At 61.2% G+C, this 25,887-nt stretch carries 28 protein-coding genes; 7 read left to right on the top strand and 21 right to left on the bottom strand.

The window, feature by feature from the left end:
- Position 1: 1 nt before the first annotated feature.
- From AC56LY_RS06005 to AC56LY_RS05980, 6 genes are all read right to left on the bottom strand, one after another.
- Positions 2 to 730, bottom strand: a complete 729-nt coding sequence (locus AC56LY_RS06005; protein WP_499577402.1) for a LytR/AlgR family response regulator transcription factor — start codon at positions 728 to 730, stop codon at positions 2 to 4.
- Between the two features lie 4 nt (positions 731 to 734).
- Entirely contained in the window at positions 735 to 1,802 is a 1,068-nt protein-coding gene (locus AC56LY_RS06000; RefSeq protein WP_499577399.1) for a sensor histidine kinase, read from the bottom strand.
- Positions 1,802 to 2,527 (bottom strand): LiaI-LiaF-like domain-containing protein, encoded by a 726-nt coding sequence (locus AC56LY_RS05995; protein ID WP_499577397.1) that lies wholly within the window; start codon positions 2,525 to 2,527, stop codon positions 1,802 to 1,804. Before AC56LY_RS05995 ends, AC56LY_RS06000 begins: the two co-directional genes overlap by 1 nt.
- Positions 2,517 to 2,894, bottom strand: a complete 378-nt coding sequence (locus tag AC56LY_RS05990; protein WP_499577394.1) for a LiaI-LiaF-like domain-containing protein — start codon at positions 2,892 to 2,894, stop codon at positions 2,517 to 2,519. The genes AC56LY_RS05995 and AC56LY_RS05990 overlap by 11 nt, the downstream gene beginning before the upstream one ends.
- A gap of 179 nt (positions 2,895 to 3,073) precedes the next feature.
- Positions 3,074 to 3,250, bottom strand: coding sequence for a hypothetical protein (locus tag AC56LY_RS05985; protein ID WP_499577391.1), 177 nt, complete (start codon positions 3,248 to 3,250; stop codon positions 3,074 to 3,076).
- A 395-nt stretch (positions 3,251 to 3,645) separates the two neighbouring features.
- Positions 3,646 to 6,669: a TonB-dependent receptor gene (locus tag AC56LY_RS05980; protein ID WP_499577390.1), complete on the bottom strand. Its 3,024-nt coding sequence runs from the start codon at positions 6,667 to 6,669 to the stop codon at positions 3,646 to 3,648.
- Between the two features lie 237 nt (positions 6,670 to 6,906).
- On the opposite strand from AC56LY_RS05980, the gene AC56LY_RS05975 reads away from it, so the two are divergent.
- Positions 6,907 to 7,863: an N-acetylmuramoyl-L-alanine amidase-like domain-containing protein gene (locus AC56LY_RS05975; protein ID WP_499577387.1), complete on the top strand. Its 957-nt coding sequence runs from the start codon at positions 6,907 to 6,909 to the stop codon at positions 7,861 to 7,863.
- A 183-nt stretch (positions 7,864 to 8,046) separates the two neighbouring features.
- Here the strand turns inward: AC56LY_RS05975 and AC56LY_RS05970 are convergent, their stop codons facing one another.
- Positions 8,047 to 8,205 (bottom strand): hypothetical protein, encoded by a 159-nt coding sequence (locus tag AC56LY_RS05970; protein WP_499577384.1) that lies wholly within the window; start codon positions 8,203 to 8,205, stop codon positions 8,047 to 8,049.
- Positions 8,206 to 8,657: 452 nt separating this feature from the next.
- Here AC56LY_RS05970 and AC56LY_RS05965 point away from each other — a divergent pair, with 452 nt between their 5' ends.
- Both AC56LY_RS05965 and AC56LY_RS05960 read left to right on the top strand, forming a co-directional pair.
- Positions 8,658 to 9,986, top strand: coding sequence for a nucleotide sugar dehydrogenase (locus AC56LY_RS05965; protein WP_499577382.1), 1,329 nt, complete (start codon positions 8,658 to 8,660; stop codon positions 9,984 to 9,986).
- A gap of 96 nt (positions 9,987 to 10,082) precedes the next feature.
- Entirely contained in the window at positions 10,083 to 11,219 is a 1,137-nt protein-coding gene (locus tag AC56LY_RS05960) for a DegT/DnrJ/EryC1/StrS family aminotransferase (RefSeq protein WP_499577378.1), read from the top strand.
- 93 nt (positions 11,220 to 11,312) lie between these two features.
- Here the strand turns inward: AC56LY_RS05960 and AC56LY_RS05955 are convergent, their stop codons facing one another.
- From AC56LY_RS05955 to AC56LY_RS05945, 3 genes are all read right to left on the bottom strand, one after another.
- On the bottom strand, positions 11,313 to 13,145 hold the full coding sequence (locus AC56LY_RS05955; RefSeq protein ID WP_499577374.1) for an energy transducer TonB: 1,833 nt from the start codon (positions 13,143 to 13,145) through the stop codon (positions 11,313 to 11,315).
- Between the two features lie 60 nt (positions 13,146 to 13,205).
- Complete coding sequence (locus AC56LY_RS05950) at positions 13,206 to 13,628, bottom strand: DUF5710 domain-containing protein (RefSeq protein WP_499577372.1); 423 nt, start codon at positions 13,626 to 13,628, stop codon at positions 13,206 to 13,208.
- A gap of 66 nt (positions 13,629 to 13,694) precedes the next feature.
- Entirely contained in the window at positions 13,695 to 13,901 is a 207-nt protein-coding gene (locus tag AC56LY_RS05945; RefSeq protein ID WP_499577368.1) for a hypothetical protein, read from the bottom strand.
- A gap of 169 nt (positions 13,902 to 14,070) precedes the next feature.
- On the opposite strand from AC56LY_RS05945, the gene AC56LY_RS05940 reads away from it, so the two are divergent.
- Positions 14,071 to 14,808: a S24 family peptidase gene (locus AC56LY_RS05940; protein ID WP_499577365.1), complete on the top strand. Its 738-nt coding sequence runs from the start codon at positions 14,071 to 14,073 to the stop codon at positions 14,806 to 14,808.
- Between the two features lie 16 nt (positions 14,809 to 14,824).
- On the opposite strand, the gene AC56LY_RS05935 is transcribed toward AC56LY_RS05940, so the two are convergent.
- Complete coding sequence (locus AC56LY_RS05935) at positions 14,825 to 15,712, bottom strand: LysR family transcriptional regulator (RefSeq protein WP_499577363.1); 888 nt, start codon at positions 15,710 to 15,712, stop codon at positions 14,825 to 14,827.
- 107 nt (positions 15,713 to 15,819) lie between these two features.
- On the opposite strand from AC56LY_RS05935, the gene AC56LY_RS05930 reads away from it, so the two are divergent.
- Positions 15,820 to 16,230: a tellurite resistance TerB family protein gene (locus AC56LY_RS05930; protein ID WP_499577362.1), complete on the top strand. Its 411-nt coding sequence runs from the start codon at positions 15,820 to 15,822 to the stop codon at positions 16,228 to 16,230.
- Positions 16,231 to 16,329: 99 nt separating this feature from the next.
- Complete coding sequence (locus tag AC56LY_RS05925; RefSeq protein ID WP_499577360.1) at positions 16,330 to 16,794, top strand: hypothetical protein; 465 nt, start codon at positions 16,330 to 16,332, stop codon at positions 16,792 to 16,794.
- A gap of 5 nt (positions 16,795 to 16,799) precedes the next feature.
- Here the strand turns inward: AC56LY_RS05925 and AC56LY_RS05920 are convergent, their stop codons facing one another.
- The gene (locus AC56LY_RS05920; protein WP_499577359.1) at positions 16,800 to 17,987 is read right to left on the bottom strand and encodes an acyltransferase family protein; all 1,188 of its coding nucleotides are present in this window, start codon (positions 17,985 to 17,987) and stop codon (positions 16,800 to 16,802) included.
- Between the two features lie 729 nt (positions 17,988 to 18,716).
- Complete coding sequence (locus AC56LY_RS05915; RefSeq protein ID WP_499577357.1) at positions 18,717 to 18,974, bottom strand: hypothetical protein; 258 nt, start codon at positions 18,972 to 18,974, stop codon at positions 18,717 to 18,719.
- Between the two features lie 277 nt (positions 18,975 to 19,251).
- Here AC56LY_RS05915 and AC56LY_RS05910 point away from each other — a divergent pair, with 277 nt between their 5' ends.
- Positions 19,252 to 19,629, top strand: coding sequence for a hypothetical protein (locus AC56LY_RS05910; protein WP_499577355.1), 378 nt, complete (start codon positions 19,252 to 19,254; stop codon positions 19,627 to 19,629).
- Positions 19,630 to 19,780: 151 nt separating this feature from the next.
- Here the strand turns inward: AC56LY_RS05910 and AC56LY_RS05905 are convergent, their stop codons facing one another.
- The 8 genes from AC56LY_RS05905 to AC56LY_RS05870 form a co-directional block, all read right to left on the bottom strand.
- The gene (locus tag AC56LY_RS05905; protein WP_499577353.1) at positions 19,781 to 20,953 is read right to left on the bottom strand and encodes an acyltransferase family protein; all 1,173 of its coding nucleotides are present in this window, start codon (positions 20,951 to 20,953) and stop codon (positions 19,781 to 19,783) included.
- 362 nt (positions 20,954 to 21,315) lie between these two features.
- Positions 21,316 to 21,726, bottom strand: coding sequence for a hypothetical protein (locus tag AC56LY_RS05900; RefSeq protein ID WP_499577351.1), 411 nt, complete (start codon positions 21,724 to 21,726; stop codon positions 21,316 to 21,318).
- Positions 21,723 to 22,214, bottom strand: coding sequence for a lysozyme (locus AC56LY_RS05895; protein ID WP_499577350.1), 492 nt, complete (start codon positions 22,212 to 22,214; stop codon positions 21,723 to 21,725). Before AC56LY_RS05895 ends, AC56LY_RS05900 begins: the two co-directional genes overlap by 4 nt.
- The gene (locus tag AC56LY_RS05890; RefSeq protein ID WP_499577347.1) at positions 22,207 to 22,419 is read right to left on the bottom strand and encodes a DUF7940 domain-containing protein; all 213 of its coding nucleotides are present in this window, start codon (positions 22,417 to 22,419) and stop codon (positions 22,207 to 22,209) included. Before AC56LY_RS05890 ends, AC56LY_RS05895 begins: the two co-directional genes overlap by 8 nt.
- A 25-nt stretch (positions 22,420 to 22,444) precedes the next feature.
- Positions 22,445 to 22,789 (bottom strand): hypothetical protein, encoded by a 345-nt coding sequence (locus tag AC56LY_RS05885; RefSeq protein ID WP_499577345.1) that lies wholly within the window; start codon positions 22,787 to 22,789, stop codon positions 22,445 to 22,447.
- A 64-nt stretch (positions 22,790 to 22,853) separates the two neighbouring features.
- The gene (locus tag AC56LY_RS05880; RefSeq protein ID WP_499577342.1) at positions 22,854 to 23,360 is read right to left on the bottom strand and encodes a hypothetical protein; all 507 of its coding nucleotides are present in this window, start codon (positions 23,358 to 23,360) and stop codon (positions 22,854 to 22,856) included.
- Between the two features lie 794 nt (positions 23,361 to 24,154).
- Positions 24,155 to 24,844, bottom strand: a complete 690-nt coding sequence (locus tag AC56LY_RS05875) for a hypothetical protein (RefSeq protein WP_499577340.1) — start codon at positions 24,842 to 24,844, stop codon at positions 24,155 to 24,157.
- The gene (locus AC56LY_RS05870; protein WP_499577338.1) at positions 24,841 to 25,884 is read right to left on the bottom strand and encodes a hypothetical protein; all 1,044 of its coding nucleotides are present in this window, start codon (positions 25,882 to 25,884) and stop codon (positions 24,841 to 24,843) included. The genes AC56LY_RS05875 and AC56LY_RS05870 overlap by 4 nt, the downstream gene beginning before the upstream one ends.
- Positions 25,885 to 25,887: the final 3 nt, after the last annotated feature.

The raw sequence follows: 25,887 nt of genomic DNA, 5'->3' as shown, positions 1-25,887 counted from the left end.
TCTACGCCAGCAGCTCGCGGATACGCTGGTAGCCGCTGCGGCTGATGGGCAGCTTGACGCCGCTTTTCAGCACGGCGCAGTGATTGTCCTTGCTCACCGGTTCGATGCGCGCGATCGCGCCAAGGTTGACGATGTGCGAGCGGTGGATGCGCACGAAGATGGCGGAGTCGAGCTGCGCCTCGAGTTCGGCCAGGCTGCCAAGCTTGAGGTACTGCCTGCCATCCGCGCAGACGGCCACATAATCGTCCTGCGCCTCGATGTAATCCACGCTGGCCGTTGGCACCACGTGCACGCGCGCGCCGTCGCGGATCAGGATGCGCTCGATGGGCGTGTGGCGCGCCGCTGCTTCCTTGACCACGGCCTCGATCTGCGCCGGCCGGGCGTTTCGCAGGCGCGCCTGCGCCAGCGCTTCACCAAGGCGCGCACGTGAAAACGGCTTGAGCAGGTAATCGATCGCATGCACCTCGAACGCCCGCAGCGCGAACTGATCGTAGGCGGTGGCGAAGATGTAGTGCGGCTTGCTGCCGGCCAGTTCGACCACCTCGAAGCCGTCGAGTTTCGGCATCTGAATATCCAGGAACACCAGCTCGGGGTCGAGCTCTGCGATCGCCTTGACGGCCTCGAAACCGTTGGCGCACTCGCCGACGATCTCGACGTCGGCGTGCGTCGCCAGGTATTCGCGCAGCACGGCGCGCGCCAGATGTTCATCGTCCACGATCAGAACCCGCATGCGTTCACTCTCCCATGTCTGCGGGCAGGATCAGGTCCACCCGAAAAATCGCCCCATCGCGTGTCGCGTGCACGCTCGCGTCGATGCCATACGCCGCGGCGAGGCGCTGGCGCACGTTTGCCAGGCCGACGCCACCACCCTTGCCCGCCGGCCCGCCATCCGGATCGACATCGTTCTCGACCCGCAGCTTCAGTTGCGAGCCGGCGCGCACTGCCTGCACGCGCACCACGCCGCCCTGCGGCAGCTGCCCGATGCCGTGCTTGACCGCATTCTCGACCAGCGGCTGCAGGATCATCGGCGGCAGCAGGCAGCGCGCCGCGTCATCCGCCATCTCGCACGCGAACGCCAGGCGCGGCCCGAAGCGCACCTGCTCGATCGCCAGGAAGCGCCGCGTCAGTTCGACTTCGTCGGACAGCGCCACCTTGCGGTGCGCCTCAAGTCCCAGCGTATGGCGAAAAAAGCCGGCCAGCTGCAAGGTCATGTCGCGCGCGGCGTCGGCATCGATGCTGGTGAGCGCGCTGATCGAATTGAGGCTGTTGAATAAAAAGTGCGGATCGATCTGCGTGCGCAGCATGCGCAGTTCGGCATCCTGCGCCAGCAGCTTCAGTTCGAGCTCACGCGTTTCCAGCCGGCGCGCGCGCTCGAACTCCAGCGCCAGGTAATGCGCGCAGGCCGTCATCCCATACAGCAGCACGCCGACGCCGAACATCGCCGCCGCGACGGGTGGCGAGAGCAGCACGCCGCCCATTGATGGCGCCAGCCAGCGCCACAGTGCCGCCCACGCCAGCGCCGCCGCGCACCACAGCAGGGCCGCGCTGGCGGCCGTGACGAAGAACACGACCAGCACCGAGCGCAGCGACTTGGTGGCCAGCGGATAGGCGCGGCACAGGTAATAGCTCGAAAAGCCGCACACGCTCGCATACACCAGCATCAGCGGCAGCGCGAACAGCAGGCTGGCCGGCATCCCGGCGCCGGTGGCCGCGTTCAGCAGGCCCGCGAGCATCAGTCCCAGCATCAGCCAGGCCGCCAGGTACAGCGCGGCGCTGCGCCCGGCCCAGAACATCCGGCCCATCAGTTGCGGATTTCCACACCACCCATGATGGCGTAGCCGCGAATGACCAGGCGCTTGCTGCCATCGGGCGGCACGACGGTCTTTTCTTCGAAGCCGCCCAGGATCGGCGTGCCAAGCAGGATCACGGTCCAGTCGGGCGGACACTTGATGGTCACGCCGCCCCAGAACGCGAACACGTTGATCACCGCCTCGCCACGGATCGAGGCGCCGCGCATATCGAGTTCGCACCCGCCCATGACCGCCGTGATTTCACCGCCGCGAAAATCCTGCGTGGCCACGCGGCGCTCGTAGCCGCCCAGGATCGCCGTGATGTCGACCACGTCGCCGCTACCCGTGTCGTCGAGCATCCCGGCCCCGGTACTTGACGCGACGGCCCCCGTCATGCCGCGGTTGCGCAGCGCCTTGGCCACCAGAAAACCGCCCAGGCCAATCAGGATCAGTGGCCACAAGGTGCGCACGCTGAAGTTGATGATGTCGAGCCGGTCGAGCATCATCAGGATGCCCACGCCGACCAGCGCGGCGCCAAGCAACGTGCCACCCTGGCTGCGCGTGTCGCACAGCTTGACGGTGCCAACGATCACGAACAGCATCGGCCAGAACGAAACCGCGCGGTGCATGTCGACCAGGCCGAGGTTATCGAGCAGGAACAAGAGGCCCATGCCGATGACCAGCACGCCAAGCACGACCTGGCCCGTCACGCCCCTGGGCAGGCGATCATTTTTCATGGCGGCTCACCTTCTGGTTATTCAGGAAACGGCGCGCGATGAACGGATCGAGCACCAGCTTGATGCCCCACATCAGGATGAACAGCGGCCAGCTGTTACGGAACGTCAGCCCGAACGCATTTTCCAGCACGGCGAACAGCCACAGGCCGGTAAACACCGTCCACAAGCCATTGCCGAATTCTTTGGGACTGGGGTAGCCGATCGTCTGGCTGATGCCGACGGCGACCAGCAGCAGCGGCGCGTAGTGCCAGTAATCCTCGGCATTGATGTAATACAGGCGATCGAGCAGCACGACGGCGCCGATGACGATGAGCAGCAAGCCCCAGACAATCTGCTTGCGCCAGCGATAGGATTCTTCGGATTGCATGATGCAGACCTCCTTGTGATCGAATAGGGATCACGATAGCAAGGGTCGGCACGTTGGCGGAAGTGGTTTTCGGCGAATGGCGAATCCGTTCGGGCGAATGGCGAATCGACGCGCGGCGCGAACGATCAGGCGAAAAAAAACCCGCCGTGTGGCGGGTTCGGTGTGCAGCTCAGGCGCAATCAGGCAGCGCTGGCGGCTTCCTGGCGCTTGGCCAGGCCTTTTGGCACGTTGCGATACTTGGCGCGGGCTTCGGCCTGGCGTACGGCTTCGCGTGCGATGTTGGTGCGCTTGATCTCGAGGCGTTCTGCCTTGCCGCGATGTTGAGCGATGTGCTTGCTTCCGATTCTGGTGGTCATGTGGTCTCCTTGGTTGAACTATGCGCCGCGTCCTTGTCAGGACGTCGACGCGAAAACATACGCAAAGGCTAGGCGCGAGTCAGGCGCCAGTGACGGCTGCGGGCCGAGGTTTGACATCGTACACGGCAACCTTCGCTTACCTGCTGTCCGGCGCTGGCACAGGGCCGGCACCGGTGTAGAAATTGGTGCCGATCCTCGAGGCGACCGGCTAACCTGTTGAGGTGTCGGATGGCTGCGAATTACTTCGCGCGTTCCTCACTCAGACAGGAGCATCTTAACGGCTACGCCCCACATTCACCGTTAGATGCCGCACACTTTGGGCGTCAATACGGATGAGCTCGATGTACCCATGAAAAAGGGGGCCGAAGCCCCCTAACCTTCACTGCATAAGCCGATCAGAACTTGTAGCGCAGGTTCAGATAATACTGGCGACCGCTGACATCGAGCTTCTGCTGCTCTTCTTCGCTGTAGCGATATTGCGCGCGTTTGGCGTTGGTCAGGTTGGTCGCGCTGAACGCGAGTTCCAGGTTGTCGGTGAAGTAGTAGTTGGCTGACAGCGCCAGCGTCGTCACCGCATCGGCGTACGTTGGCGCGGTTGGCATCGCCACGCCGTTGATCACGGTCAAGCCCTGGCTGTTGGCCGTTGGCGCCGGCGCCGTCGTGCTGTTGACGTACTCGCCGCGGTAGTTTGCGACCAGGCGCGCCGACAGCTTGCGGTCTTCATAGTACAGACCCAGGTTGCCGGTCCACTCGGATGCGCCCACCATCGGCCGGCCATCGTCGACCTTCGTCTTGGCGCGGCTGATGTTCGACGTGAAGCCGAAGTTCGTCTGCCCGAACGGCTGCTCGTACTGCAGCTCGATGCCGTTGATCTTCGCGCCCTGTTGCGAGGCCGTGTTGATGAAGAAGGACTTGACGGTCTGGTCGCGCGGATCCTGCAGGTCGATCGTGCTGCTGCCCACCGCGCCCGTCTTCGGATAGCCGTTGATCGACGAATGGAACACGCTCAGTGCGACGATCGAGCGTGGTGCGAAGTACCACGACCACGACAGGTCGACGTTGTCGGCCGTTTGCGGTTCGAGGTCGGGATTCGGCCCCGTGACACGGCAGCCGTTGGCGTCGCAACCCGGCGTGCCGAAGCCGCTGCCCAGCAGGTTGTAGTTCTGGCGCCCGATCGTGCGGCTCACGCCAAAGCGCGCCAGCATGTCGTTGCCCATGTCGTAGCGCACGTTCAGGCTTGGCAGCCAGTTGTCGAAGGTGCGCTTGGTTGGCGTCTTGTAGTAAATCACGCCGGCCAGTGGATTGAACGGCGTGCCATCGAAGAACGGGGTCGCGTCGCCAGCATCGGTGATCGCACCCGGATACGCGGCGCAGGTCACGGGCGACTGGCCCGGCGCGACGCGCTGGCAGGCGCCAAGGGGGATCGGCGTGGCGATATTGGCTTTCACTTCCGTGCGCGAGAAGCGCACGCCGACGTTACCCGACCAGCGATCGCGTTCCAGGTTGGCCATCAGGTAGGCGGCGCTCTGGCGTTCCTGCATGTCGATCTCGGAACTCACGCGGCGCTCGAACGCGTCGCTCGTGACCTTGGTATTGGCCGCGATATAGTCCTTGATCGCTTCCGGCGTGTAGGTGAAGCCGGTGTTGTCCCAGCCGGCCGGGCCATCCAGGCCATCGCCGAAGTCACCGGGGAACGCTTGCCAGCCGGTGGTTGGCGTCGGCGTATTGGACGTAACGCGGCCCGTGACCGGGTCGAGCGTAATGCCATTGCGGAACGCCGGGCCGCGGCGCGCACTGGTGCGCTTGTGATCCGAGAAGCGCACACCGCTTTCCAGCGACTGGAAGATGCCGCGATCGACGCGGTATTCGGCGTCGAATTGCGCGCTCCATTCCTTGTCCACAGTACGCACGCCCGAGGCGGCGCGGTCAACGATGGTGTAGCCGCTGCCGTCGGCGTTCAGGCCGGGCTGGTTGCCGCCGGCGTTCTGGTACTGAACGAACGGCGCGTCGTGCAGGCTGCCGAGCGCGTACGAAATGCCGGTGCCGTAGCGGGCCAGCGTCAGTCCCTGATCGAGTTCGGTCGTGCCCACCCCGCGCGTGCTCGAGAGCAGCGTCTTGATCGTCAGGTCATCGTTGACGCGGTACTTGGCGTCCAGGTCGAGGAACGAGCTCTCGGCCTTGGCGCCGTCGCGATAGAAGCCCTCCGAGTTGCCGACGTACTGCGGCGTGGTCCCGTTCGGGAACACGATGTCGGCGGCCTTGAGCACCTTGAGCTGGTTGCCGTAGACCGTGGTTTCGTTGACGATGACAGGGTTGCGGATCTGCGCGAATACTTGCTGCCCGTTCGAACTGGTGTTGGCGGCGGCGCCGATGGTGCTGCCCAGCGGCGCGTTCTTCCCGAGCAGCATGGAGTAGATGGCGCTCGATGTCAGGCGGCCGTGGTTATCGGCATCCATCGATGAATGAAAGCCCGTGAGCGTCACGTCGAGGTCGCGGTTCGGCTTGAACTGCAGCGACAGCATGCCGCCCTTGCGGTCACGCACCGACTCGACGAACTCCGAGCTCATCGAGCCCGGCAGGCGCACGCCGTTCAGGTCTGCCGCCGTGTAGCCCGTGCCGGCGAGCGATGCATCGGTGATGCCTTTCATCGTGCTGGTGTTGATCACGTCCCAGCCGCTGTTGGTGCCGTACGCGAACCGCGAGACCGAATCGCGCCGCACGTAGCGCTTTTCGGCAAACAGCGCAGCCAGCACGCCGAAGGTGCCGGCCTCGTTCTTCCAGTTGACCGAGCCGTTCATGTCCGGCGCATAGCGGCCCGGCAGGTCGGCGTAGCTGGCGCCGACGCTGACGACGCCCGAGAAATTCTCCTTGGCTGACAGCGGTTTACGCGTGGAGACATTGATGGTGCCAGCCAGGCCGCCATCGACGATATTGGCCTGGGAGGTCTTGTAGACGACGGCCTGCTGCAGCACGTGCGATGGCATCAGGGACAGGCTGGTCGAGCGCGAGCTTGAGCCCTGGTCGGCCACGTACCAGTCGGCGCTGCTGACGGCGTGGCCATTGAAGATGATCAGCGACATGTCGGGGTTGGTGCCGCGCATCGAGACCTTCTCGGCCTCGTCATAGTCGGTGCGCACCGCCACGCCAGCCAGGCGCTGCAGCGAATCGGCCAGGTTTTTGTCCGGCATCTTGCCGACGTCTTCGGCCGTGATCACCTCGACGTTGGCCGACGCATCGCGCTTGACCGCCAGCGACCGAGCCAGCGAGGCGCGGATGCCCGTCACTTCCACGGTCTGTATCGGCACGGCGGCTGCGCTCTCCTGGTCCTGTGCTTGCGCCTGCGCCAGCACTGGCAAGGTGGCAAGGCTCCAGACGGCCATCGATACGGCCGCGGCAAGCGGCTTCTGCTTGAACATCATCTCTCTCCTGGGAAGGGTGCGATTCTTGGTAAAGTAAGGCAAATTTTTAAATGCTTGTGGCGAGTATTGATGATGGATTGCCATCATGAATAATCACTTGTGTTTGCTTTCGTATAACTGGGAGGAATGTATGTTTGCGACGGGTCGTTCTGGTTATGGGCAACGACGCAGAATTCATTATCTCCATTGCGCTTACCGGATTAGCGTGACACTTTCCCTTCTCTCGAGATGACCGCCATGCGCCTTGCCTGCCTGCTTCTTGCCAGCACCGTCCTGACCGGCTGCGCCAGTCCCCCTGCTTCCACGCCGCCGATCCCGGGTGCGCCACCGCCGCCCACGCCAATGGCGGCCCTGCTGGACAAGCCGATCTACAAGATGACACCGTTCGAAGCCGGCCAGTACATCCCACACATGCAGGGCGCGCAGCCCGACCTGCGCAAGCGCATCGCGGCAATCGGCCGCCAGAACATCGGCCAGCCGTATTCGCTGAACCTGCTGGGCGAGTTTCCGTTCGAAATTCATGACAGCCTGCCGATGTACAGCATCGAACAAAGCGATTGTGTCGTTTTTGTGGAACACACCTATGCGATGGCGCTGTCGCAATCATGGGAAGAATTCTTCTGGATGCTGCAGCGGATCCGCTACCGCGATGGCGTGATCGGTGTCGCCACGCGCAACCATTACACCGAGCTGGACTGGAACGTGGCCAACCGCTGGCTGGTCACGGATATCAGCGCCAACCTGGCCGGCCCGAACGGCCCCGGCTACGACATGCGCGTCGACCGCGCGCGCTTCCTGCGCACGCGCCACAACACGGTGCGCGACATCCCTGTTGAAACAAGCCGCCAGACCTACGTGCCGAAAGACGGCGTGGCGGCCATCCTCGATCAGTTGCAAGAGGGCGACTTCGTCAACGTGATCTCGACCCGCAACGGCGAGTACTGGGCCTCGCATGTGGGCCTGGTGGTGCTGGGGCCGAATGGCGAGCGGCACTTCCTGCATTCGTCGGCGCCGAAGGTGCGCGAAGAAACGTTCGCCTCGTACATGGCCCGCGTGGCCGGACGCGAAGCCGACAATGCACGCGCCGGCAAGCCCGGCCAGATGCTGGCAGGTTTCAAGTTCCTGCGCCTGAACGAGACAATCACGGTGCCGCCGATGGCGCCGCAGCCGCGGCCCGGTCGGCCCGGCGCGTAATACATTGCCTTGCGTTCCCGGCTTGCCGGGCCGGGAACGTTACCCCGCCTCCGCTTCAATCTTCAATCTTCAAAAAAGAAATAGGGAATTAGAAATCTAATTCCCTGACTCTATTTCTATTTTCACTAAGACGTTTGAATAACGCTATTCCTCGGCTATATCCCTGAGTGCTGTTGAGTGATCTCAATCCTGCCATGCAGTCAGGATTGGATAATCAACTCGCGACACATGGACGATCGAACGCAATTTGATTCCATCGAGTGGCGTGTTGGCTCGACCATGTTGCAAGTAAATTTCTTTGATTGAAATAGCCAGCTTTTGAAGCGAGGGAATGATTGCCATGTCAATTCAATGTGTTGCAAGGACCAGGCCGCCCTCTGCGTACCGCATGTCAGTGCCTTGCACAGCCAGGGCTGGTCTCACGATGATAATGGCCACGGCCGGATTGGCGCTGTGGTTTTTTGCAGCCCTAATATATTGCAATGGCGATTTTTATCTGACAAATCGATTTGGGATTGCCACTCTATTTATTCTCCCTGCAAACTATTTTCTGCTAGCCGCAACGGTTATATTCGCATTCGCGCAATATATTGATCCCCACGCCGTCATTCAATCTATCCAAGGCCGCCTCGCAAAACCATTTGGCTTGCCATGCAATACCGCCTTGCCATGTTCTTTTTTCACGCCCGCCATTTTTAATCAACAACTTTAGCGCGCTGCCGAACGATTACCAACCTGAAGCATCGCCGTTTTCAATCTCACCCGTAACGATCACTGCCATTGTGGAGGACACCATGCGAGACGAAAACACATCAGTGCACCTGGAGCAGCTGCTGACCCGGCTGCGCGAGCGCCACGCCGTGATCGGCATTGTCGGCCTTGGCTACGTCGGCCTGCCGCTCGCGCTGCGCTATGCGGCCGAAGGCTTCCACGTCCTGGGGATCGACATCGACGCCGCCAAGGTCGACCAGCTCAACCGCGGCGAGAGCTATATTGCCCACATCAAGAGCCCGACGATCGCTGCCGCCCGCGCGGCCGGCCTGGCCGCCACCAGCGATTTTTCACGCGTGGTCGAAGCCGATGTGCTGATCATCTGCGTCCCCACGCCCCTGACCGCCTACCGCGAGCCCGATTTGTCGTACGTGATCGGCACCGTCGAGTCGCTGCTGCCCCACATGCGGCCCGGGCAATTGCTATCCCTCGAAAGCACCACCTATCCCGGCACCACTGAAGAAGAACTGCGGCCCCGCCTGGAAGCGCGCGGCCTGCGCGTCGGCCATGATGTCTTTCTCGTGTTTTCGCCCGAACGCGAAGACCCTGGCAACCCCGACTTTCACACCCGCACCATCCCCAAGATCTGCGGCGGCTCGACCGACGCCTGCCTGGAAGCCGGCCTGGCCCTGTACCGGACGGCAATCGACACCGTCGTCCCGGTCAGCTCGACCCGCGCGGCTGAACTGACCAAGCTGCTCGAGAACATTCACCGCGCCGTCAATATCGGGCTGGTCAACGAGATGAAAATCATCGCCGACCGGATGGGCATCGACATCCACGAAGTCATCCGGGCCGCCGCCACCAAGCCGTTCGGCTTCACCCCCTATTATCCCGGCCCGGGCCTGGGCGGGCACTGCATCCCGATCGACCCGTTCTATCTCACCTGGAAAGCGCGCCAGTTCGGCCTGCACACCCGCTTTATCGAGCTGGCAGGCGAAATCAACAGCGACATGCCGGCCTGGGTAATCGCCAAGGTCGCCGACGCGCTGAACAGTCGCAGTCGCGCCGTCATGGGCAGCCGCGTCCTGGTGCTGGGCATCGCCTACAAGAAGGATGTCGATGACATGCGCGAGTCACCCTCGGTGGCGCTGATGGAACTGCTGCGGGCGCGTGGCGCCACAGTCGAGTATTCCGACCCCCATGTGCCGGTGTTCCCACGCATGCGCGAACACCATTTCGACCTGTCCAGCGTCGAGCTCACACCGTCATCGCTCGCCTCTTATGACGTGGTGTTGCTGGCCACCGGCCACAGCGCCTTTGACTATGAACTCGTGCGTCAAAACGCCAGCCTCATCGTGGATACGCGAGGCGTGTTCCCGCACCGCTCGCCCAACGTCGTGCAGGCTTGAATCCGGGACCACTACCAGCGCTCGCGGCCACGAACGGGCCGTCCACGTGCTGCACGACGGCCACGTGCCGCAACCATCGGTGAACAAGGACAACGCATGAAATTCACCGACCTGCAATCGCAATACAATGCTTTGCGCAGCCTGATCAACAGCCGTATCCAGACCGTTCTCGACCATGGCCAATACGTGATGGGCCCGGAAGTCGCCGAGCTGGAGCAACGCCTGGCCAGCTACACGGGCGTGCGCCATTGCATCACCGTATCGTCCGGCACCACGGCACTGGCGATCGCCATGATGGCAGTTGGCATCGGGCCAGGTGACGACGTCATCGCCTCACCGTTCGCTGGCATCGCGACGGCCGAGGCGATCTTGCTGGTGGGTGCGAGGCCCGTATTCACCGACATCGAGCGCGTCACCTGCACGCTCGATCCCGGCCTGATCGAACCGGCGATCACGCCGGCGGCACGCGCCATCATCCCTGTGTCTCTGTACGGCCAGCCGTCCGACATGGACGCCATCAACAGCATCGCCGCCCGCCATGGCCTGGCAGTGATCGAAAACGGCGCGCAGAGTTTTGGCGCAACCTATCACGGCCGCCAGAGCGGCAACCTGGCGCTGATCGGCTGCACCAGCTTTTCACCAAGCCATCCGCTCAGCTGCTATGGCGATGGCGGCGCCCTGCTGACGAACGACGATGCGCTCGCAAGTGCGATGCGCGACATCCGCATGCACGGCCGGGCGCGGCGCCACGCGTATGGCCGTGTCCGTCTTGGTCCCGGCGCTCGCATGGACACACTGCAATGCGCCATCGTGCTGGCCAAGCTGGAACGCTTCGACCAAGAGAACAAGCAACGTCGCCTGGTCGCTGCCGCGTACGATGAAATGCTGCAGCCGCATGTGCCGCTCATTGGCTGCCGGCCCGACCGGACCAGCGTCCACGCCCAGTACACCGTGCTGGTCGAGGACCGCGAGCGAGTGCGCGCGGTCCTGGCGCAAGCCGGCATCCCGACCGTCGTGCACTACCCGGTGCCGGTGCACCGGCAACCTGCCTACGCTCCCCTGGCAGCCGGCGCGTCGTGCCCCGTCAGCGATGCGATGGCTGCGTCCGTATTGAGCTTGCCAATCGGCCCTTACCTGGCGGCGTCCGATGCGCGCCACGTTGCGCTGAGTCTGCTAAACGCGACCAGGCCGCGGCAAGTACGCAGTGTCGACTCGGTCGAACTTCTGGGATGATGCATTGAACGGTCGAAGGTGCTCCGGCTGACAGGTGACAGCCTTTGCAATCGACGTAACCGCAGATGCCGTGGAGACTGGCGCCAGATGGCGTCAGCGCATTTCTTCGACAAGCTTGAGTCCATCGCCGAAGCGCCAGATACGGCGGATCTCGATCACATCGAAGTTCGCAGCGACATTCGGCGGGAACACGGCGTAACGGGCGTTCAGGCGCACGAAGCGGCGCACCGCATCATCCACGTCGGCGCGCCCGCTTGACCGCACGATGGTGACCTCGTCGATACTGCCGTCGCTGCGCAGCGCAACGCTCACCAGGGGATCGATGCGAACGTCGCGCAGCGACAGGCGCGCGCCGCCGAGCACGGCGTTGCGCTCGAGTTTCTGACGCACGCTGTCGACGTACAAGCGCAGCGGCGCATCGCGCTCGCCGCCGTCGGCCACCACGCGGCGATTGCCGGCCGAGCGCTCGCGCGGCAAGCCGGCGGCGTCTACGTTCGGGATCGTCACCCCGCGCAGCAATTCGCGTGCGCGGTTGCCGGGCAAGCCAGCGATGGCGCCCGGGCCGGCCAACGCACCCGGACCGCTGCCCTGGCCGACGCCGGCGCCGGCGCCGGCACCATCAACGCGCGTCGCCGCCGGACCGCTGCCAGTGGCTGGCCCAGCAGCCGATCCTGCGGCCGGTCCGGCCACTTGCGCCTGCGAACGCTGCGCCGCCTGACGCGCAGCTTCTTCGGCAGCGCCCCGCGCCAGCCGCGCCTGGTCAGCCGCTTGCTCGCGTGCCCGCTCCTCGGCCAGCTTGCGCTGTGCCAGTTCGTCGATGCGTTGCCGCTCGGCGGCTTGCTGGCGTGCGCGCTCCTCGGCCCGGCTGCGCTGCGCCAGTTCCTCGGCACGCTGGCGCTCGGCCGCCTGCTGCACCAGGCGTTGGGCAGCCTCTTCGGCACGCTGGCGTGCTTGTAACTGCGCCTGGGCCAGGGTTTCCTGCGCCGCTGCTTCCTGCGCCGCGCGCTGCGCAGCCAGTTCGCGCGCCGCTCCCGCCTCTTGTTCGCGCTGGCGCAGCAGCGCCTCCTGATCGCGCAGGGCCTGCTGCTGCGCCTGCTGTTGCTGCGCTCGTTGCTGCGCTTCTTGCTGCGCTAGTTGTTGCGCCTGCTGCTCCTGTGCCTGCTGCAGCTCGGCGAGCCTGCGTGCCTCGGCAGCGTCGCGTTGCGCCTGCTCCCGCTGCAGGGCAAGCTCCTGCTGTAACGCCGCATCACGCGCCGCATCGTCCGCGCGCCGTGCCAATGCCGCCTGCGCGATGTGTTCCGCTTCGGAATCCACGACAGGCGCCGGTTCAGCAGGCATCTCTCGCGCCGCAACATCCTCGGGCGCGTCAGGCACATCTGCATCGGTTGGCGGCGGACCGGCGTCGACCTCGGGTAACGGCACCGCGACAGCGAATTCGGACGCCGGATCGACTTGCATGGCAATCACGGGCGTTGCCACGTCACGCAGACGACGCTTTGGCACAGCTGGCGTCGGTCGACGCAGGCTTGCCTTCGGCGCTGGCGCAATCTTCTCTACCGGGGGTGGTGGCGGTGGTAAATCGACCAGACGTAATCCGCGCGCAGGCTCGGGATCTGGCGGGGCCGCCGCAGCAGGCGCCGGGGATGGCGACTGAACAGCGAGCGTGGCCAACGGCGTCAAAGGCTCAGCAGCCGTCGGCGGCGGCGGCGGCGGTAGCGGGGCCAGCGAGGGATCCGGTGCCGACACAGCAGAAGGCGCAAGCACAACACTCAGCGCTCCACCACCACCGGCATCACTGCCCGGCACCCCAAATTGCAGCGACAGCAGCAAGGCATGCAGCAGCACCGAGATGGCGATGCCGCCGACCAGGCGCCGGTTGCTGCGGGCGTGGCCGGCGTGTCGCGTGCTGGCGGTCGCAGGATGCATGGCGTCGGTTGGGAAGTATTGTCAGGCTTGCATCTTAGCGTTAACGCGACCGTATGGCGATCACGACGCCTTGCCAGGCGTCCGGATCGTCGACGTGCCCGGCATCCCGCCAACCAGCGCGGCCAGGCTGGTGCGTGCAGCCCACCATGGGGTGCCTTCCAGGGTCTGCCGGCAGCGCGGGCATTCTTCGAGCGGGTTGCAATCGTGTTCGAGCGCCACGTAATTCACGCCGACCACGGTTTTGCCCTGATAGCTGTCCACCCGACCGGAACCCGCCTTGGCGCCCGGCTTGGCGGCGCCGCCACCAGAACTGGCGGTTGACGCCGATGCAGAGGCAGACGCAGAGGCTGCATCAATCCACTTGGCAAAGGGTTCAGTAGCGACGCCATCGGCCACATACCAACGGCGGCGGGTCGGATTCCAGCGGGCACCTAGCGCCTTGGCGGCGTCTTTTTCGGCGTAGGGGACGGTGAGAAAAACCATGTACTGACTGCTCCGGGATCGATGTGCTTGCGGTTTGCTATTCTACCGCGACCGGCGAGCCAGGCCTCAGGGTTCCTTCTGGCGCCGGGCCCAGGCGGCATCGCTGTCGCGCTGCTCACGCCGGTCCTTGCGCCATGTATATAACAGATTGCCGAGGGTGCTCAGCAAGGCGCTGACCATTCCAATGAGCGCCCCGATATCGGCCAGTGTCAGCTCGGTGGCCAGCCCGGCCAGGTTGGCGTCCATCAGACGCTGTAATGTTTCAATGATCATCGTGTCTCCCCTGTGCTTGCGGCGGAACCTGCACCGGCAAGCCCACGCTTACCCTGCGCCACATCAATGCAATGGATCAAAGTATAGGAAAACTATACCACAGCAGTAAAGAAAAGCTATACTTCAATGTATAGATTTCCTTTACCATACGCATATGGACCTTCAAACAATGATTGCTAACTGGGTAAAAGAAGCACGGACCTCGGCCGGCTTGTCGGGCACGGCGCTGGGCGCACGCCTCGCACTCGAGCTCGGCACGGAGCGTGGCCACACCAAGGCCAATATCTCGCACTGGGAAAATGAAAAGCACAGCCCCAACCTGAAGCAGCTGCTGGCAATTTCCAGGGTCACCGGCTGCCGTCTGCCGCCCGACATCCTGGCGCCGCTGGCCGGTAGCCCGCTCGTGGACGGCACCACCCTGCCCGGCCTGGCCGGGCCAGTCGGGTTACCCAATGCGCTGCGGGTGGTGGCCGAAGGCGACGACGATGCCTTCGTGCCGATTCCGATGGTGAAATTACGCCTGTCGGCGGGTATCACCGGGTACCAGGCCGAGCCCGAGGCACGCGATGGCGGCACACTCGGCATGCGCCGCACCTGGCTCGAACGCAACCAGTACAGCCCGTCGCATCTGATTGCGATCTACGTCAAGGGCGAGAGCATGGAGCCGTCGCTATACGCCGGCGACATCGTCGTCATCAACACGCTCGACACCAAACCGGTTGCCGGCGCCGTATTCGCGTTCAATGTCGAGGGCGAAGCCGTCGTCAAGCGCCTGGCGCGCGATGCGGCCCAGTGGTGGCTCACGTCCGACAACCCCGACCAGCGCACCTATCACCGCAAACGATGCCAAGGCGACGAGTGCATCGTGATCGGGCGCGTCGTGCGCAAGGAAAGCGATCGCATCTGACGCACGCGGGCCGTTCTCAGCCAAATACCTGCGGCGCCCGTTCCAGGATGCGCCGCAACGCCGGATGGTGCACCCGCCGTTCGACGGTCACGGCATAGACCTGCTCGACGATGGCGTCGATCGCACCCACCGGCTCGAGCCCGTACTGCGCGCACAGTGACGCCGCAAGCACGGTAGGCGCTGCCATGAAGCCCGCCCCGGCGCCGGCGAATGCGCCAAGCAGTGCACCGTCGTCGAATTCGCCAACGACGATCGGGCGCAATCCGTTCGCTTCGAGCCAGGCCATCAACTGGCTGTGCAGCGCCGCACCCTGACCCGGCATCAGGAACGGCGCTCCCTTCAGGCGCTGCGGAAAATCACCGCCCCAGCGCTGGCATACATCGGGATGCCCCACGACCGTTACCGTGCTCGAGCCGAGCAAGTGACTATGGCCACGCACCGCGCCACCGGGCGGCAAGCCCTGGTCCGAGATCAACAGGTCGAGCCGGTGCGCGCTGAGGTCCTCCATCAGGTCGCCAAAGCGACCCTCACGGCAGACCAGGTGCATGGCCAGCCCCGCATCGCGCGCCGGTTGCAGCAGCCGGAAGGCCATCGTCTTGGCGATCGCGTCGCACAGGCCAACGCGCAATGTCTCCGTCTCGGTGAACAGGCCGCGTCGCACCGCCTGCTCCAGTTCATTACCGAGGCTGAAGATCTGGTCCGTGTAGCGCAAGACGGTCTTGCCGGCCTCGGTCAGCACCAGCCCGCGCCCTTTCTTGCGCAACAGTTCCTCGCCAAACTGGTCTTCCAACAACTGCAGTTGCGTACTGATTGCCTGCGCCGACACGTGCAACTGCTCGGCCGCCCGAACAACGCTGCCGACCGTGGCAACCGTATGGAAATACTGCAAGTGCTTGTAATTCATCCGCGCTTACCACCAAAAATGTTGAGGATTGCTAAAGATATTTCGATTTTACTTTAGCATTGCGCAACCGTATATTGGTGACTCAGTTCACACGAAGCGAGGAAGCAATGAGAAATTACCCGACCGACAGTCCCAAGGCCATGAGCCGTCTGCTGGCCCTGGCCATGATCGCCGACGGTCGTCTGGCACCGCAGGAGCTCAAGACCTTGCACCACAGCGGCGTCCTGGAGGTACTGGGCGTGAGCGAAGACACGTTCGACGATGCCGCCGGCGAGCTGACCCAGGATCTCCTGGCTCACAGTACCAACCACGCGGCTGGCATGGTCGAAATCGAACCCGCCACGATCGACGCACTGCTGGACGAAGTCCAAGATCCGGCACTGCGCGCACTGGTGCTCAAGGGCATGCTCGAAATCGTGCGGGCCGACCAGCAGATCGATCACCGCGAACGGCGCCTGCTGCGCCGCGCACTGGCCGCATGGGGCGACGGTAGCGAAGCGTTCCCGGCGGTCGCATGATGACCACGTGATGCCGCACGTATAGCGCGTAACCATGTCGGCGCGCTGGCCGGTATTGCCAGGCCTACCATCGGCGCATCCCATTGCCCGAGGCCTGCCGTGTCCGCCTACCCCACGCTCGACTCCCTGGATGACCTGACGTGGTCGGGCATGAACCGGGCCTGGCGCCTCGACCTGGATCCCGTCCGGGCCCCGGAACTCGGCCAGTTCTACGGCCGCGCCGCCCGCTACAGCACCGTCGATCCGTATGCAAGCGAGGACGATATCTTCGTCTTTCACGCCACGGCCAGCATGGGCATACGGTCCAGAGCGGCAGCTATTACGACCCATTCCTGCTGCGCATCTACGACGACGCCGGCAATGCGATTGCCGCCGACGATGGCAGCGGCGCCTATGGTTACGATTACGCAGCGTTCCACGGCAGCCTATACCGGCTGGTACTACATCAACGCCTCATGGGATCAGGATTATTACGACACCGATGCCAGCGTAAACGTGTACGAGAGCCGGTTCCCCACGACCACACGGATCATCGTTCCGCGATCTCACCATCGTGCTTACTAACGTCCTTAACTTGAGTGCATTGCCGGCTCACCTTTTTTATAAATAGGAAAAAACATTGCCCTGGTGATCTGAAACCGCTTGCAAGTCTGCCAAATTGCAAGTGGAATAAACATCGCACATAGCAAGACAGTCGCTTCGATAGCAAACTTATAAGGCAGAATTCGATTCAAAATGGCTGGGAAATTATACAAAATTGGCATGTGAAACAGCAGAATAAAAAGCGAACCGCGACCAATAAAAGTCAAACCTTTTTCGGCCCATGCTATTTTCCCAAGCAGGCTACTCAAGCCCAGCATTAAATAAATTCCAGAAAATGCTAAAGCGGTGGTGCCAAGTAGGTGGTCATATTGGCGATAATTCAAATTCATCGAATCACCGAAGGAAAACCAGACAACCGAGACGATGCATAGAGCCACCCCCAAATGCAATGAGCTAAACTTGAAATTCTTGACCGTTGCCGACATGAAAACACCAAAAATAAAAAACACTGCCGTAATCAGCAAAAAATCTGCGCTCATCGGCAAACCGCAGCTGAAAAGCGCGGTACTGAACTCGGTCATTTTAAAGCAGTCATTATTTTCATAAGGATTGTTGAACATATCGAGAACAGAGTATCCGACCCCAAGCAAGATGGTCAGAGACGCAGTGCGTCGGATGCTAGTAGAGAACAGATACTGGCAATGCATCAACAACGCACTGCATGAAACATACAACAGCCACAAATGTGGCAAAAACCATACTGCGCGTGGTGAGAGTGTATAGCCAGTACCATATGTCAGCGCCAGTACCAAACCTTCAAACGTTCCCGTCCCACGCAAGATATTCAAACATCCAAAAATTGTCACCACCACCACAAATGGCTTCAGCCATGCATCTGCCCTCGTAATTGCAATATCAGTCAGATCGCGGCGACCTAGCGAGAAAGTCACACCTGAAATAAAGAAAAAGAACGGCATTCGTATGCCCCCCAAGAAATCCGCAAACTGGGGAAAATATCGACTAAACCCAGCATCGTGACCTAAAACAATCAAAAGGATGCCAATGCCCTTGGCAATGTCAATTGTCGACGATCGGGCTTTGATTGGTAAAGGCTCAGAAGGCTTTAGGTGAATTTGTCCCTTTTCATGAGACAACTTCTTCAAATCGAGTTCATATTTATTATTCATCTCATTCAGGGAAATTGGTAAATTCATTTTTCGATCGGTTGGTCGCTTGACTACTTCAAAGTTGCGAACGCAAAACTAAATCAGCATTTTCGCGAAAGAAACCGCATTTCTTGCAGAGCGTATTTTTTTTAGATAGACACATGTTTACTAAAATGTCCTCCGATTTATTGGATGACATAAAGCCAACCCATCCATAAGTTGCAAAAAACATGATTTCATTACCTAGGCTTAAGCCATCTGCCAGCCATGAGCCAGAGATTTATGCGTATTGTGTTCCTGTTTCAGCGAGCCTGAATCATCTTCGCTGGACGTCCTCGGCACCTGGTTAATTTCAGGGAAAGGGTCACCAAGCCGGATCTGCTCGCAAATTGCATAATGATACCGAGTCACTGGCGCCGCCCCGCGCGCTGCTCGCGCATGCCGATATGTCAGCTCACGCAGCGCGTATATTGCTGACAGCCAGAGCGTGTGAAGCTCGGGAAAATGGCGTTTAATAGCCCAAGGATGCTTCAGTAGCGCAATGCCTGAAGAAAGGTAGCCGCACGATGCGATAAGACCTTGTTTGGTTTGGAAAATCTGGCCCGCCCTGAGGGAATCGAACCCCCGACCCACAGCTTAGAAGTCAGATGCTCCAAAGCTTATTTGTGCCAATTAATCAAAACCTTGCAAGCCCTGGACTGCGCTATTGATTCACTGGTTATGGGCGTATAAGTGCTTGATTAGATTGAAAGTGGTCGCGTTGAATAGCGCAGCAATTCAGTCCTTCAGGCGCGACTGCTCTTGAATCACTGGCTCGTCTTCGAGCATCGTGCGCAGCGAGTCGGCCAGGATGAGTGCCGTCGACGACGAGCCTTGGCGGAAGTAGTCGTGCGTCCGGAGCGCCAGCGCACGCAACCGCGCCACCTCCCACAGCAGCGCGCGCATGTCAGGCGAGTCAGGGTTGCGATCCTGAATTGCCTTCAGATCGTCCTTCGTAAGCGCGCGCTTGAACCGCGTGGCTGGAATACTGTTCATCCATACAGTGTAGCAGCTGTGGCATGCAGCCTGCCTAATTTTGCCTCTCATCAAGCTCCGGCGGCTTCCCCTGCCATACTTGGCACATGGAGAAACGAACAGATCATCTCACCGCGACCTATGTCGATCTGGCAGCAAATGTTGCGGCCGTGTTCGGCCTCGATGTTGGCTTGCGCGTTCTCCAGCCGACGACGCCTTTGCACGTGGTGCAGCGCGTTCTAAGTGATGGAGGGCAGCGACGCCGCGGGGCTGCACCGATCAAACCTGACTAAGGACGATGATGGACTACGAGATCGATGGCGACATGGAAGAGCTGCCAGGGCAGCCCAGGGTGGATGTTCCGGAGTCCGACCTGATACTGCTGCAGCGTGCGGCGCACGCGATCGGCGCGGTGCGCTTTGCTGTGGTCGTCGGCGAAGGCTTTGTCAACTTGCACTTCGCCGACGGCTCGGTCATACACAGCTGGAACCCGCTCATGTTCGACGGTGACGCGCTCGACCTAGCCGTGCGACTTCGACTTGAGATTTACATACACGAGCAGGACACCAGCGCGATGACCGCCGATCTCAAATTGGCAAACGAGCAGCATTGCGACGATGCCGGTGCAGCTACCCGGCGAGCCATCACCCGTGTCGCGGGCGAGATCGAGAACTAGCGCGCTACTTCGGCCAGGCCTGAACCGTCTTTGCATGGAATGATGCGCACATAGCATTCTGGTCCAGCAGATCGATCGCTACGCACTGACATGCATAGCGGTCGCCAGCGGTCAGCGACAGGCAGGTGACATCGAACTGATTGCCAAGTAGTCAGGCTTCTTTTGAGACGGAGAGTCGTGCTCCACGTCGTCGGAACCGTTTGCCCAGATCGATTCCTGGCTTTTCGACGAAGTGATATGCCAAACCAGCTATGGAGAGAGTGACTAGAGCCAAAAGTGCCACAAACGTCCAGTAAATTGGAGCGGACATGCGCGCCGTCGCATCTCTTCCAACGAGGAAACTGACCGCTGTAAATAGCACAATGCCGTGAATCAAATAGATGCCGTAGGCAAGCTCACCGAATCTATGTGAAGTTGGCAACAAAAACAGGCCAAACATATCTGCGCCACCGGCGATTATGCAAAAGGCAAAAATAAGAACGACACACGGAACAATCTGATGCGAATTTGGAAATTGCAGTACTACAGCCAGACATATAAGCACTAATACTGACGCGATCTTTTTTTGGCAAAATCTGACGAACCTTGCATCTCGAACTAAACAAGCAGCGATAATTCCGCCCACAAATACTAGCGCGTATTTAGGATTTAGTCCTATCATCGCTCCCCCAATAAGCGACGCGATTGACACAGCCAGAATGAGGAAACCTGGACGTTGTCCGGGGATTAGCGAAATCAATGGAAGGGCCAAATAAAAAATCCATTCGTAGCGTAGCGACCAAGTCACGCCTGCAACGATAATATTCGATTCAGCGATTCCATTGATCGGTGCTGCAGTAGGAATGGTGAACAACAACCACTGTCCGACAGCTTTTGAAACCTCCTGCGCGTTTTCAATTATTCGCCAATTCGACAAAAATCCAACAATCAAAAAAACAAACATGACTACCACTAGATATAGCGGCGCGATTCTAAATAGTCGCCCAATAAAAAATGCGCCCCAATCAAACGCTCGCCCGCGCGAATTTAGCAGCTTGTCGTAAAATAAAAAGCTTGTAATCATAAAGAACAAAAAAACGCTGGCCTGACCGAGATGCGCATAGAGCCTTGATTCCGGCAATGCCCAAGAGCCTGTCCGGCAAAAAAAGTACCAAATGCTCGCGTGGTGCAACATCACGAAAAATGCAAGATATCCACGCAAACCATTAATCGTAGCAAACCGCATCGGTGGCGGATTCTTACTTTCAAATTTGAATGTTATCCTTATAGATATAAATGCCAATAAAGTTAAGGCTAAAGCGAAGGCAGGGCTGGTAATGCTCATAAATATCTGGCCGCAAGAGTATTGACATTGCTAATTATATATGGCTTAAAATACCCTGTCAGATAATATTTTTACTACACAGACGCAGTGACCACACTTCCGCGGGAAATTGCGCGCGCCTCCGCCGGGTTTGCCCATGTCAGCCTCCAACTCTCAGCGCCAAGTGTAGGTCGATCGCACTTCCCCGCAGTGACGCAGCCGTTCCTCAACTATCACTTTATTGTGGCCAAGCCTGTACGGTCTTCGCGTGGCGCGCCGCGCACGTAGCGTACTGGCCGAGCAACTCGTTCATCCATTCCTGCCACGCGTCGTAGTCGGGCGCGGCCGGACGCCTAACTACCGGGCACGGCGCCGCCAGTGCACTATCGAGGGATGCTTTTGTTGGCGGCTTCGATTGCGGCGTCGAGGTTGCGCACCCGCACAGGGTCAGGCACACAGCCAGCAGGAAGTTTCGGTGCATTGCGCAGCTCCTTGGTGAGCGCCGACATGCGCGGCGCGAGGGTGGATTGGATGGTGGCGAACTCGGTGGCCGCCTGGCGGATCGTGGCCGCATCGGCCTGGACGTCGGCGAGTGCAGCCTCCGACAGCGTGGCGCGGAACTCGGCGTGCGCGCGCTGCAGATCGGCGATCTCGGCGTCGTGCCGCCAGCCATTCGTGAACCAGCCGGCGGCACCGGCCAGCCCCATCGCCAGCAGCAGGCCCAGGCCGGCCACCAGCGCGCGAGACGACGCGGCGACAGCGGGTGCGGCGGTTGCCGCGACGACCGGGATCATGGCAGTCCCTTCAAGCACAGCTCACGCTCGGCCTGGCGTCGGCGCGTGAGACCGCGCACTTCCTTGCCGCCGACCTTGTTCCACATCAGCAGCGCATTGCAGGCGCCGACCATATCGCCCGCGTTCGTGCGCCGCGCCATGCTCGATCCGCAGAACCCGCTCACGCCGATGTTGTAGGCCACGTCGACGAAGGCCACCTTCTGGCCATTGGTCAGGCGCGCCAGCGGGATGCACATGGCGATGCCGGCGGCGTGCCGCTCCAGGTCACGATCGAGCTGCGCGAGGCATTGCGCGGGCGTGTACGTCTTGCCCCAAGCCGCGTTCTCGGTGGCGCCGGTGCAGTACGTGAGCACACCTGCGATGTCGCGGTACGTGGTGAGCTTGGTGCCCTCGAACGGTGGAGTGAATGTGAACAGTGCGGCCGCAGCGATGGCGCCGACCAGCGCAGCCAAGCCGCCGGGCCGCTGGATGGTTGCGCCCTTAACCATTGCCGGTCACCGACGGTTGTGCCACGACGCGCGCGATCGCGGCGCCGAGCGAGGTCAGGCCGGCGGCCACCACCAGGATGGGGGCGGTGCCGCTGGCGTACAGGTGCATGCCGGCCTCGATGGCCGATGCGATGGCGGCCAGCAGCGCGAAGCGTACCGACCAGAGTTTCGGGAACTGCTTTCTTGCATCTTCGATGAAGCTCACGATGATTTCCTTTCAGGTTACGGGCTCACTTGGCCACAGTGATCTTGAATGCCTGCCAGAGTGCGAGGGCAAGCCAGCCGAAAGCGGCCAGCGTGCCGGCTTGAGCTACTTTCATCAGAGCCTCTCGCACCATCTTGTTGCGCAGCTCACGCCACTCGATTACAGACTCGTGATAGCGGCGATGCCCCTCAACGTCATCCGCAGGGAAGCCAGATAGCAGGCGCTTGTTAGTCGCCTCAAGCTCACTCGTTTTCTTTTTCAGCTGATCGAAGTTGGCCATCAGGTCGAGCTGGTTATCGCGCACTTCACTGAGCAGCTGCACGAGAGCAGGTCCGCCCAAGCGAGCGGCATCTTGTTGCCATTGGTTCATCAGGTTCCTTGGATGGACGTAAAAAAACCTGCCGAAGCAGGTTGGGTCTGGATGGTTACTTAGATCACAGGCGTGCTGCGTCAATGAACAGTTCGTCGAGCGCACCGTCGCCCAAGCCAAGAATGCCGGCCATCATGGCGACGAATGGCGATTGCCGCTCCCACGTTGGACGATAGTCCCATGCGTTTTGGACGCGCCACTTGGCATCCGCATCCTCGATCGCATCGATGGCGGGCTGGACGTTGGCGAACAGCCCGACGTTGTAAAGCGCCTCACGGCCCTGGCCCGACGAGATCTGTTGCGGGACTGGAGGCTTGCTGGCGTTGATCTCTTCTGGCGTCATGTCGCGCACTCCCCATTGCTGGGTCCACTGCTCGTCGATCCACTCTACCGCACCGGGCACGGCGATCTGGCCAGCAGTGACTTCAGGCGAGACACTCAACAGCGGGAAGATGCCGCAGTAGGCCAGGTCGTCATCGGTGATGACCTCGCTGAAACCAACATTGGAAAGCGCCGAGCGGATCTCGCTGTGCGATGAAAACACGCGAGCAGTTTCAGTTTGATAATACATTCGTGCTCCAGGTTAAAGGTCGTACGTGCGCAGTGATGGGAAGGCTCGGTTGTCGCCCCAGATGATGCGGATGGCGCCAGAATTAATACCATCGCCAAACCCGTCGTTGTTGCCCCCGTAGCCCCCGGCGCCATATAGCTGCGAGCCTGGCGCCCCAGGGGAGCCAGGCCCGGCTGGAGCGACGCCATTAGCACCTTGGCCGAACAGCCCCACCCCTCCACCTCGACGCTGGGCAAGAGCCGCCGAATGTTGGCCGCCTGCCCCGCCGCCGCCCATGCCTGGCATCAGCGCCGCCGCCGGGGACACCTGCCCATTTCCGCCATTCCCAGCGTAGCCTCCAGCACCTCCGCCGGACCCGCCGGCTTGGTTGATACCCGACGCCCCGTCTCCTCCATCTCCTCCGCCAACGCCGTCTACACCCAGAGGCATATCAGTAGACAAAAGCACAGAGGCGTCCGTCGAGCGAACGATGGTCGAAATAGCCCGGCCCGTGCTGGAACCAGTAGCTCCAGGTTGCAGGAATATGCTCTCGCCCGGAGTGACGGGTATGTTGTTCTTCCAGCGAAGATTTCCCCCTCGGCCTCCGTTCCCGTTCTGGGGCGCGCCCGCCGGCGGATTTCCGCCCGCTTCCCCCGGGCTTCCTCCCGCGACAGTTACTGCGCAAATAAAAAATACTCCAGCCGGTACTGTGAGCAGTGCTCCGCCACCATTGTCAGTGAGAAACTGGCCGGCAGGACTGCCACTACCCGATGCGCCCATGGCGAGCTTGAAAGTAATTTCGTCCATGACAATCCTCAGGAAACGTAATTGCCAGCCACGGCCAGCCGCCAAGTCGTGCCGCCATTCGACGTGATGAACATCAGCAGGTGCGTTCGGCCAGTGGTCAGCACCACTGGCCGCCCATCTGCGGTACGCACCGACGTCGGGAAGCTGGCAATCCCCGATGTGACGGCCAACTCAAGGGTGAAGCAGTAGCCCCCAGCGGGGACGTTGCTGAATGTGAATGTGGTGTTACCCGCGATCGCCTTGGTGAAGTAACGCCCGCGCGCAAGGTCGACGTCCACGCCACCGACTGCTTGCGGTTCGAACGCACCGTTGGTTGCCACGATTCGCCAGTTGCCAATGTCGTTTGCCGGGTCGACGGATCCACTGCCTGCGGCCACCCTGCGGTATGCCTGGAAGTTAATCTGGCTGATGGCGGCATCATTCTTCTGATAGACCTTGCCACTGACGAAAGCGGATGCGCCTCCCAAACTAAGGGTTGCATCAAAAGACGCGGCTGCTGCAATTGCGGCAGCCGTCGCGACCTGCGATTTCGCAAGTACGTCCGCGGCGACAGCGTTAACTCCAGCAGTAGAGCTGTTCATCTCCGCGCCGAGCTTTGGCAGATCGCGCATGAAACCCGACATCTTATTGTCGAAGTCCAACTGGTCCTGGGACTGGTCTGGCATCTGGGTCGGGTCAAGCAGCACAGTAATCGTCATACGGTTCCTTCAATTTGCATGGACATGTTCCAGCGGTTTTTACCCTTCACCACCGGCTTGAGGCTTGAGTAGCGACCGTAAGCAATCGCCAGGCCATAATTGAGTGACCCCACCCACACGATCGGTCGCTGCCGGTATTCGGCCAGCAGCTCGTAGACGGCATCGACCCGCGATGCATCCACGTCGACGTCGGCGCTGATCCGCTTTGCCCAGTTCCGGATCTGGGTTTTGCTGGTGCCGTCGAAGTTGAACGAGGTGTCAGAAAAGTCTTTGATCTCGGCGCCCAGCGTCATCAGGGTTTTGCCCAAGTCAGCGGTCGGGCCCACCACGCACATGCCGCACTTGGCCGTTCCGCCTGGCTTCTTGATCGTGATCGTGATGAGTGCGTTGGCGAAGGGCGGCAGCTTGAGGCTGACCGCCCAGGTCTTGCGCCGGATCCGCTTGAATGCCCAGTTGAAAAAGCTCGACCCCGACGTCGACACCTTGAGCGACTGCTGCTCGCGGTAGACCAGCCCCTTCGTGCGATCAACGACGGACACCCGCACCTCACCTGCATCGACGTTGCCGATGTAGAAGCCCTGGCTGATCATCTGGGCCGAGGCCACGATGATGATTTCTTCAGCGTTAGCGGTCTGGGTGTTGTTGTACTGGTCGAGCATGGCCCAGCGATTGGCCGCGCCGCGCGGTGACCAGGCCGTTGTATCGGTCAGCACCTTGCCCACGTTGCCGGCGACAAGGGACTGGAATACGTTGTGACTGGCCGGATCGTAGACCAGCGCGTCCTTCGCATACGTCGTGGCCGCGTTGTAGGCCGGCTCGACGATCGGTACATTCGAATACACCAGGCCTGCGCCGGCGCTGATCACCTCCCCGGCGTCGAGCAGGACATACGGTGCCCGACTCAGATCTGCCGGGTCGTACGTGACGCGGAGCACGTTCGGCGGCGCCATCTGCTGCACGCCATTCCGGTCGTAGTACGGCGCCGAAGTGGCGCGCGTGCAGGTGACGTCACCCAGGGTGACGGGTTCAATGATGTCCATCAG

It is taken from the genome of Telluria sp. ZT3P25 (assembly GCF_059685895.1).
This window is presented reverse-complemented; position numbering and strand designations above follow the sequence as displayed.

Excerpts from the sequence above, each read along its gene's own strand:
- AC56LY_RS05870 (WP_499577338.1), bottom strand. The coding sequence starts at position 25,884 with ATGGACATCATTGAACCCGTCACCCTGGGTGACGTCACCTGCACGCGC.
- AC56LY_RS05960 (WP_499577378.1), top strand. The coding sequence starts at position 10,083 with ATGAAATTCACCGACCTGCAATCGCAATACAATGCTTTGCGCAGCCTG.
- AC56LY_RS05945 (WP_499577368.1), bottom strand. The coding sequence starts at position 13,901 with ATGATCATTGAAACATTACAGCGTCTGATGGACGCCAACCTGGCCGGG.
- AC56LY_RS05935 (WP_499577363.1), bottom strand. The coding sequence starts at position 15,712 with ATGAATTACAAGCACTTGCAGTATTTCCATACGGTTGCCACGGTCGGC.
- AC56LY_RS05985 (WP_499577391.1), bottom strand. The coding sequence starts at position 3,250 with ATGACCACCAGAATCGGAAGCAAGCACATCGCTCAACATCGCGGCAAG.
- AC56LY_RS05915 (WP_499577357.1), bottom strand. The coding sequence starts at position 18,974 with ATGAACAGTATTCCAGCCACGCGGTTCAAGCGCGCGCTTACGAAGGAC.
- AC56LY_RS05940 (WP_499577365.1), top strand. The coding sequence starts at position 14,071 with ATGATTGCTAACTGGGTAAAAGAAGCACGGACCTCGGCCGGCTTGTCG.
- AC56LY_RS05920 (WP_499577359.1), bottom strand. The coding sequence starts at position 17,987 with ATGAATTTACCAATTTCCCTGAATGAGATGAATAATAAATATGAACTC.
- AC56LY_RS05970 (WP_499577384.1), bottom strand. The coding sequence starts at position 8,205 with ATGGCAATCATTCCCTCGCTTCAAAAGCTGGCTATTTCAATCAAAGAA.
- AC56LY_RS05955 (WP_499577374.1), bottom strand. The coding sequence starts at position 13,145 with ATGCATCCTGCGACCGCCAGCACGCGACACGCCGGCCACGCCCGCAGC.
- AC56LY_RS05965 (WP_499577382.1), top strand. The coding sequence starts at position 8,658 with ATGCGAGACGAAAACACATCAGTGCACCTGGAGCAGCTGCTGACCCGG.
- AC56LY_RS05930 (WP_499577362.1), top strand. The coding sequence starts at position 15,820 with ATGAGAAATTACCCGACCGACAGTCCCAAGGCCATGAGCCGTCTGCTG.
- AC56LY_RS05880 (WP_499577342.1), bottom strand. The coding sequence starts at position 23,360 with ATGTATTATCAAACTGAAACTGCTCGCGTGTTTTCATCGCACAGCGAG.
- AC56LY_RS05885 (WP_499577345.1), bottom strand. The coding sequence starts at position 22,789 with ATGAACCAATGGCAACAAGATGCCGCTCGCTTGGGCGGACCTGCTCTC.
- AC56LY_RS05910 (WP_499577355.1), top strand. The coding sequence starts at position 19,252 with ATGATGGACTACGAGATCGATGGCGACATGGAAGAGCTGCCAGGGCAG.
- AC56LY_RS05980 (WP_499577390.1), bottom strand. The coding sequence starts at position 6,669 with ATGATGTTCAAGCAGAAGCCGCTTGCCGCGGCCGTATCGATGGCCGTC.
- AC56LY_RS06005 (WP_499577402.1), bottom strand. The coding sequence starts at position 730 with ATGCGGGTTCTGATCGTGGACGATGAACATCTGGCGCGCGCCGTGCTG.
- AC56LY_RS05975 (WP_499577387.1), top strand. The coding sequence starts at position 6,907 with ATGCGCCTTGCCTGCCTGCTTCTTGCCAGCACCGTCCTGACCGGCTGC.
- AC56LY_RS05875 (WP_499577340.1), bottom strand. The coding sequence starts at position 24,844 with ATGACGATTACTGTGCTGCTTGACCCGACCCAGATGCCAGACCAGTCC.
- AC56LY_RS05900 (WP_499577351.1), bottom strand. The coding sequence starts at position 21,726 with ATGATCCCGGTCGTCGCGGCAACCGCCGCACCCGCTGTCGCCGCGTCG.
- AC56LY_RS05950 (WP_499577372.1), bottom strand. The coding sequence starts at position 13,628 with ATGGTTTTTCTCACCGTCCCCTACGCCGAAAAAGACGCCGCCAAGGCG.
- AC56LY_RS05990 (WP_499577394.1), bottom strand. The coding sequence starts at position 2,894 with ATGCAATCCGAAGAATCCTATCGCTGGCGCAAGCAGATTGTCTGGGGC.
- AC56LY_RS05895 (WP_499577350.1), bottom strand. The coding sequence starts at position 22,214 with ATGGTTAAGGGCGCAACCATCCAGCGGCCCGGCGGCTTGGCTGCGCTG.
- AC56LY_RS06000 (WP_499577399.1), bottom strand. The coding sequence starts at position 1,802 with ATGGGCCGGATGTTCTGGGCCGGGCGCAGCGCCGCGCTGTACCTGGCG.
- AC56LY_RS05995 (WP_499577397.1), bottom strand. The coding sequence starts at position 2,527 with ATGAAAAATGATCGCCTGCCCAGGGGCGTGACGGGCCAGGTCGTGCTT.
- AC56LY_RS05905 (WP_499577353.1), bottom strand. The coding sequence starts at position 20,953 with ATGAGCATTACCAGCCCTGCCTTCGCTTTAGCCTTAACTTTATTGGCA.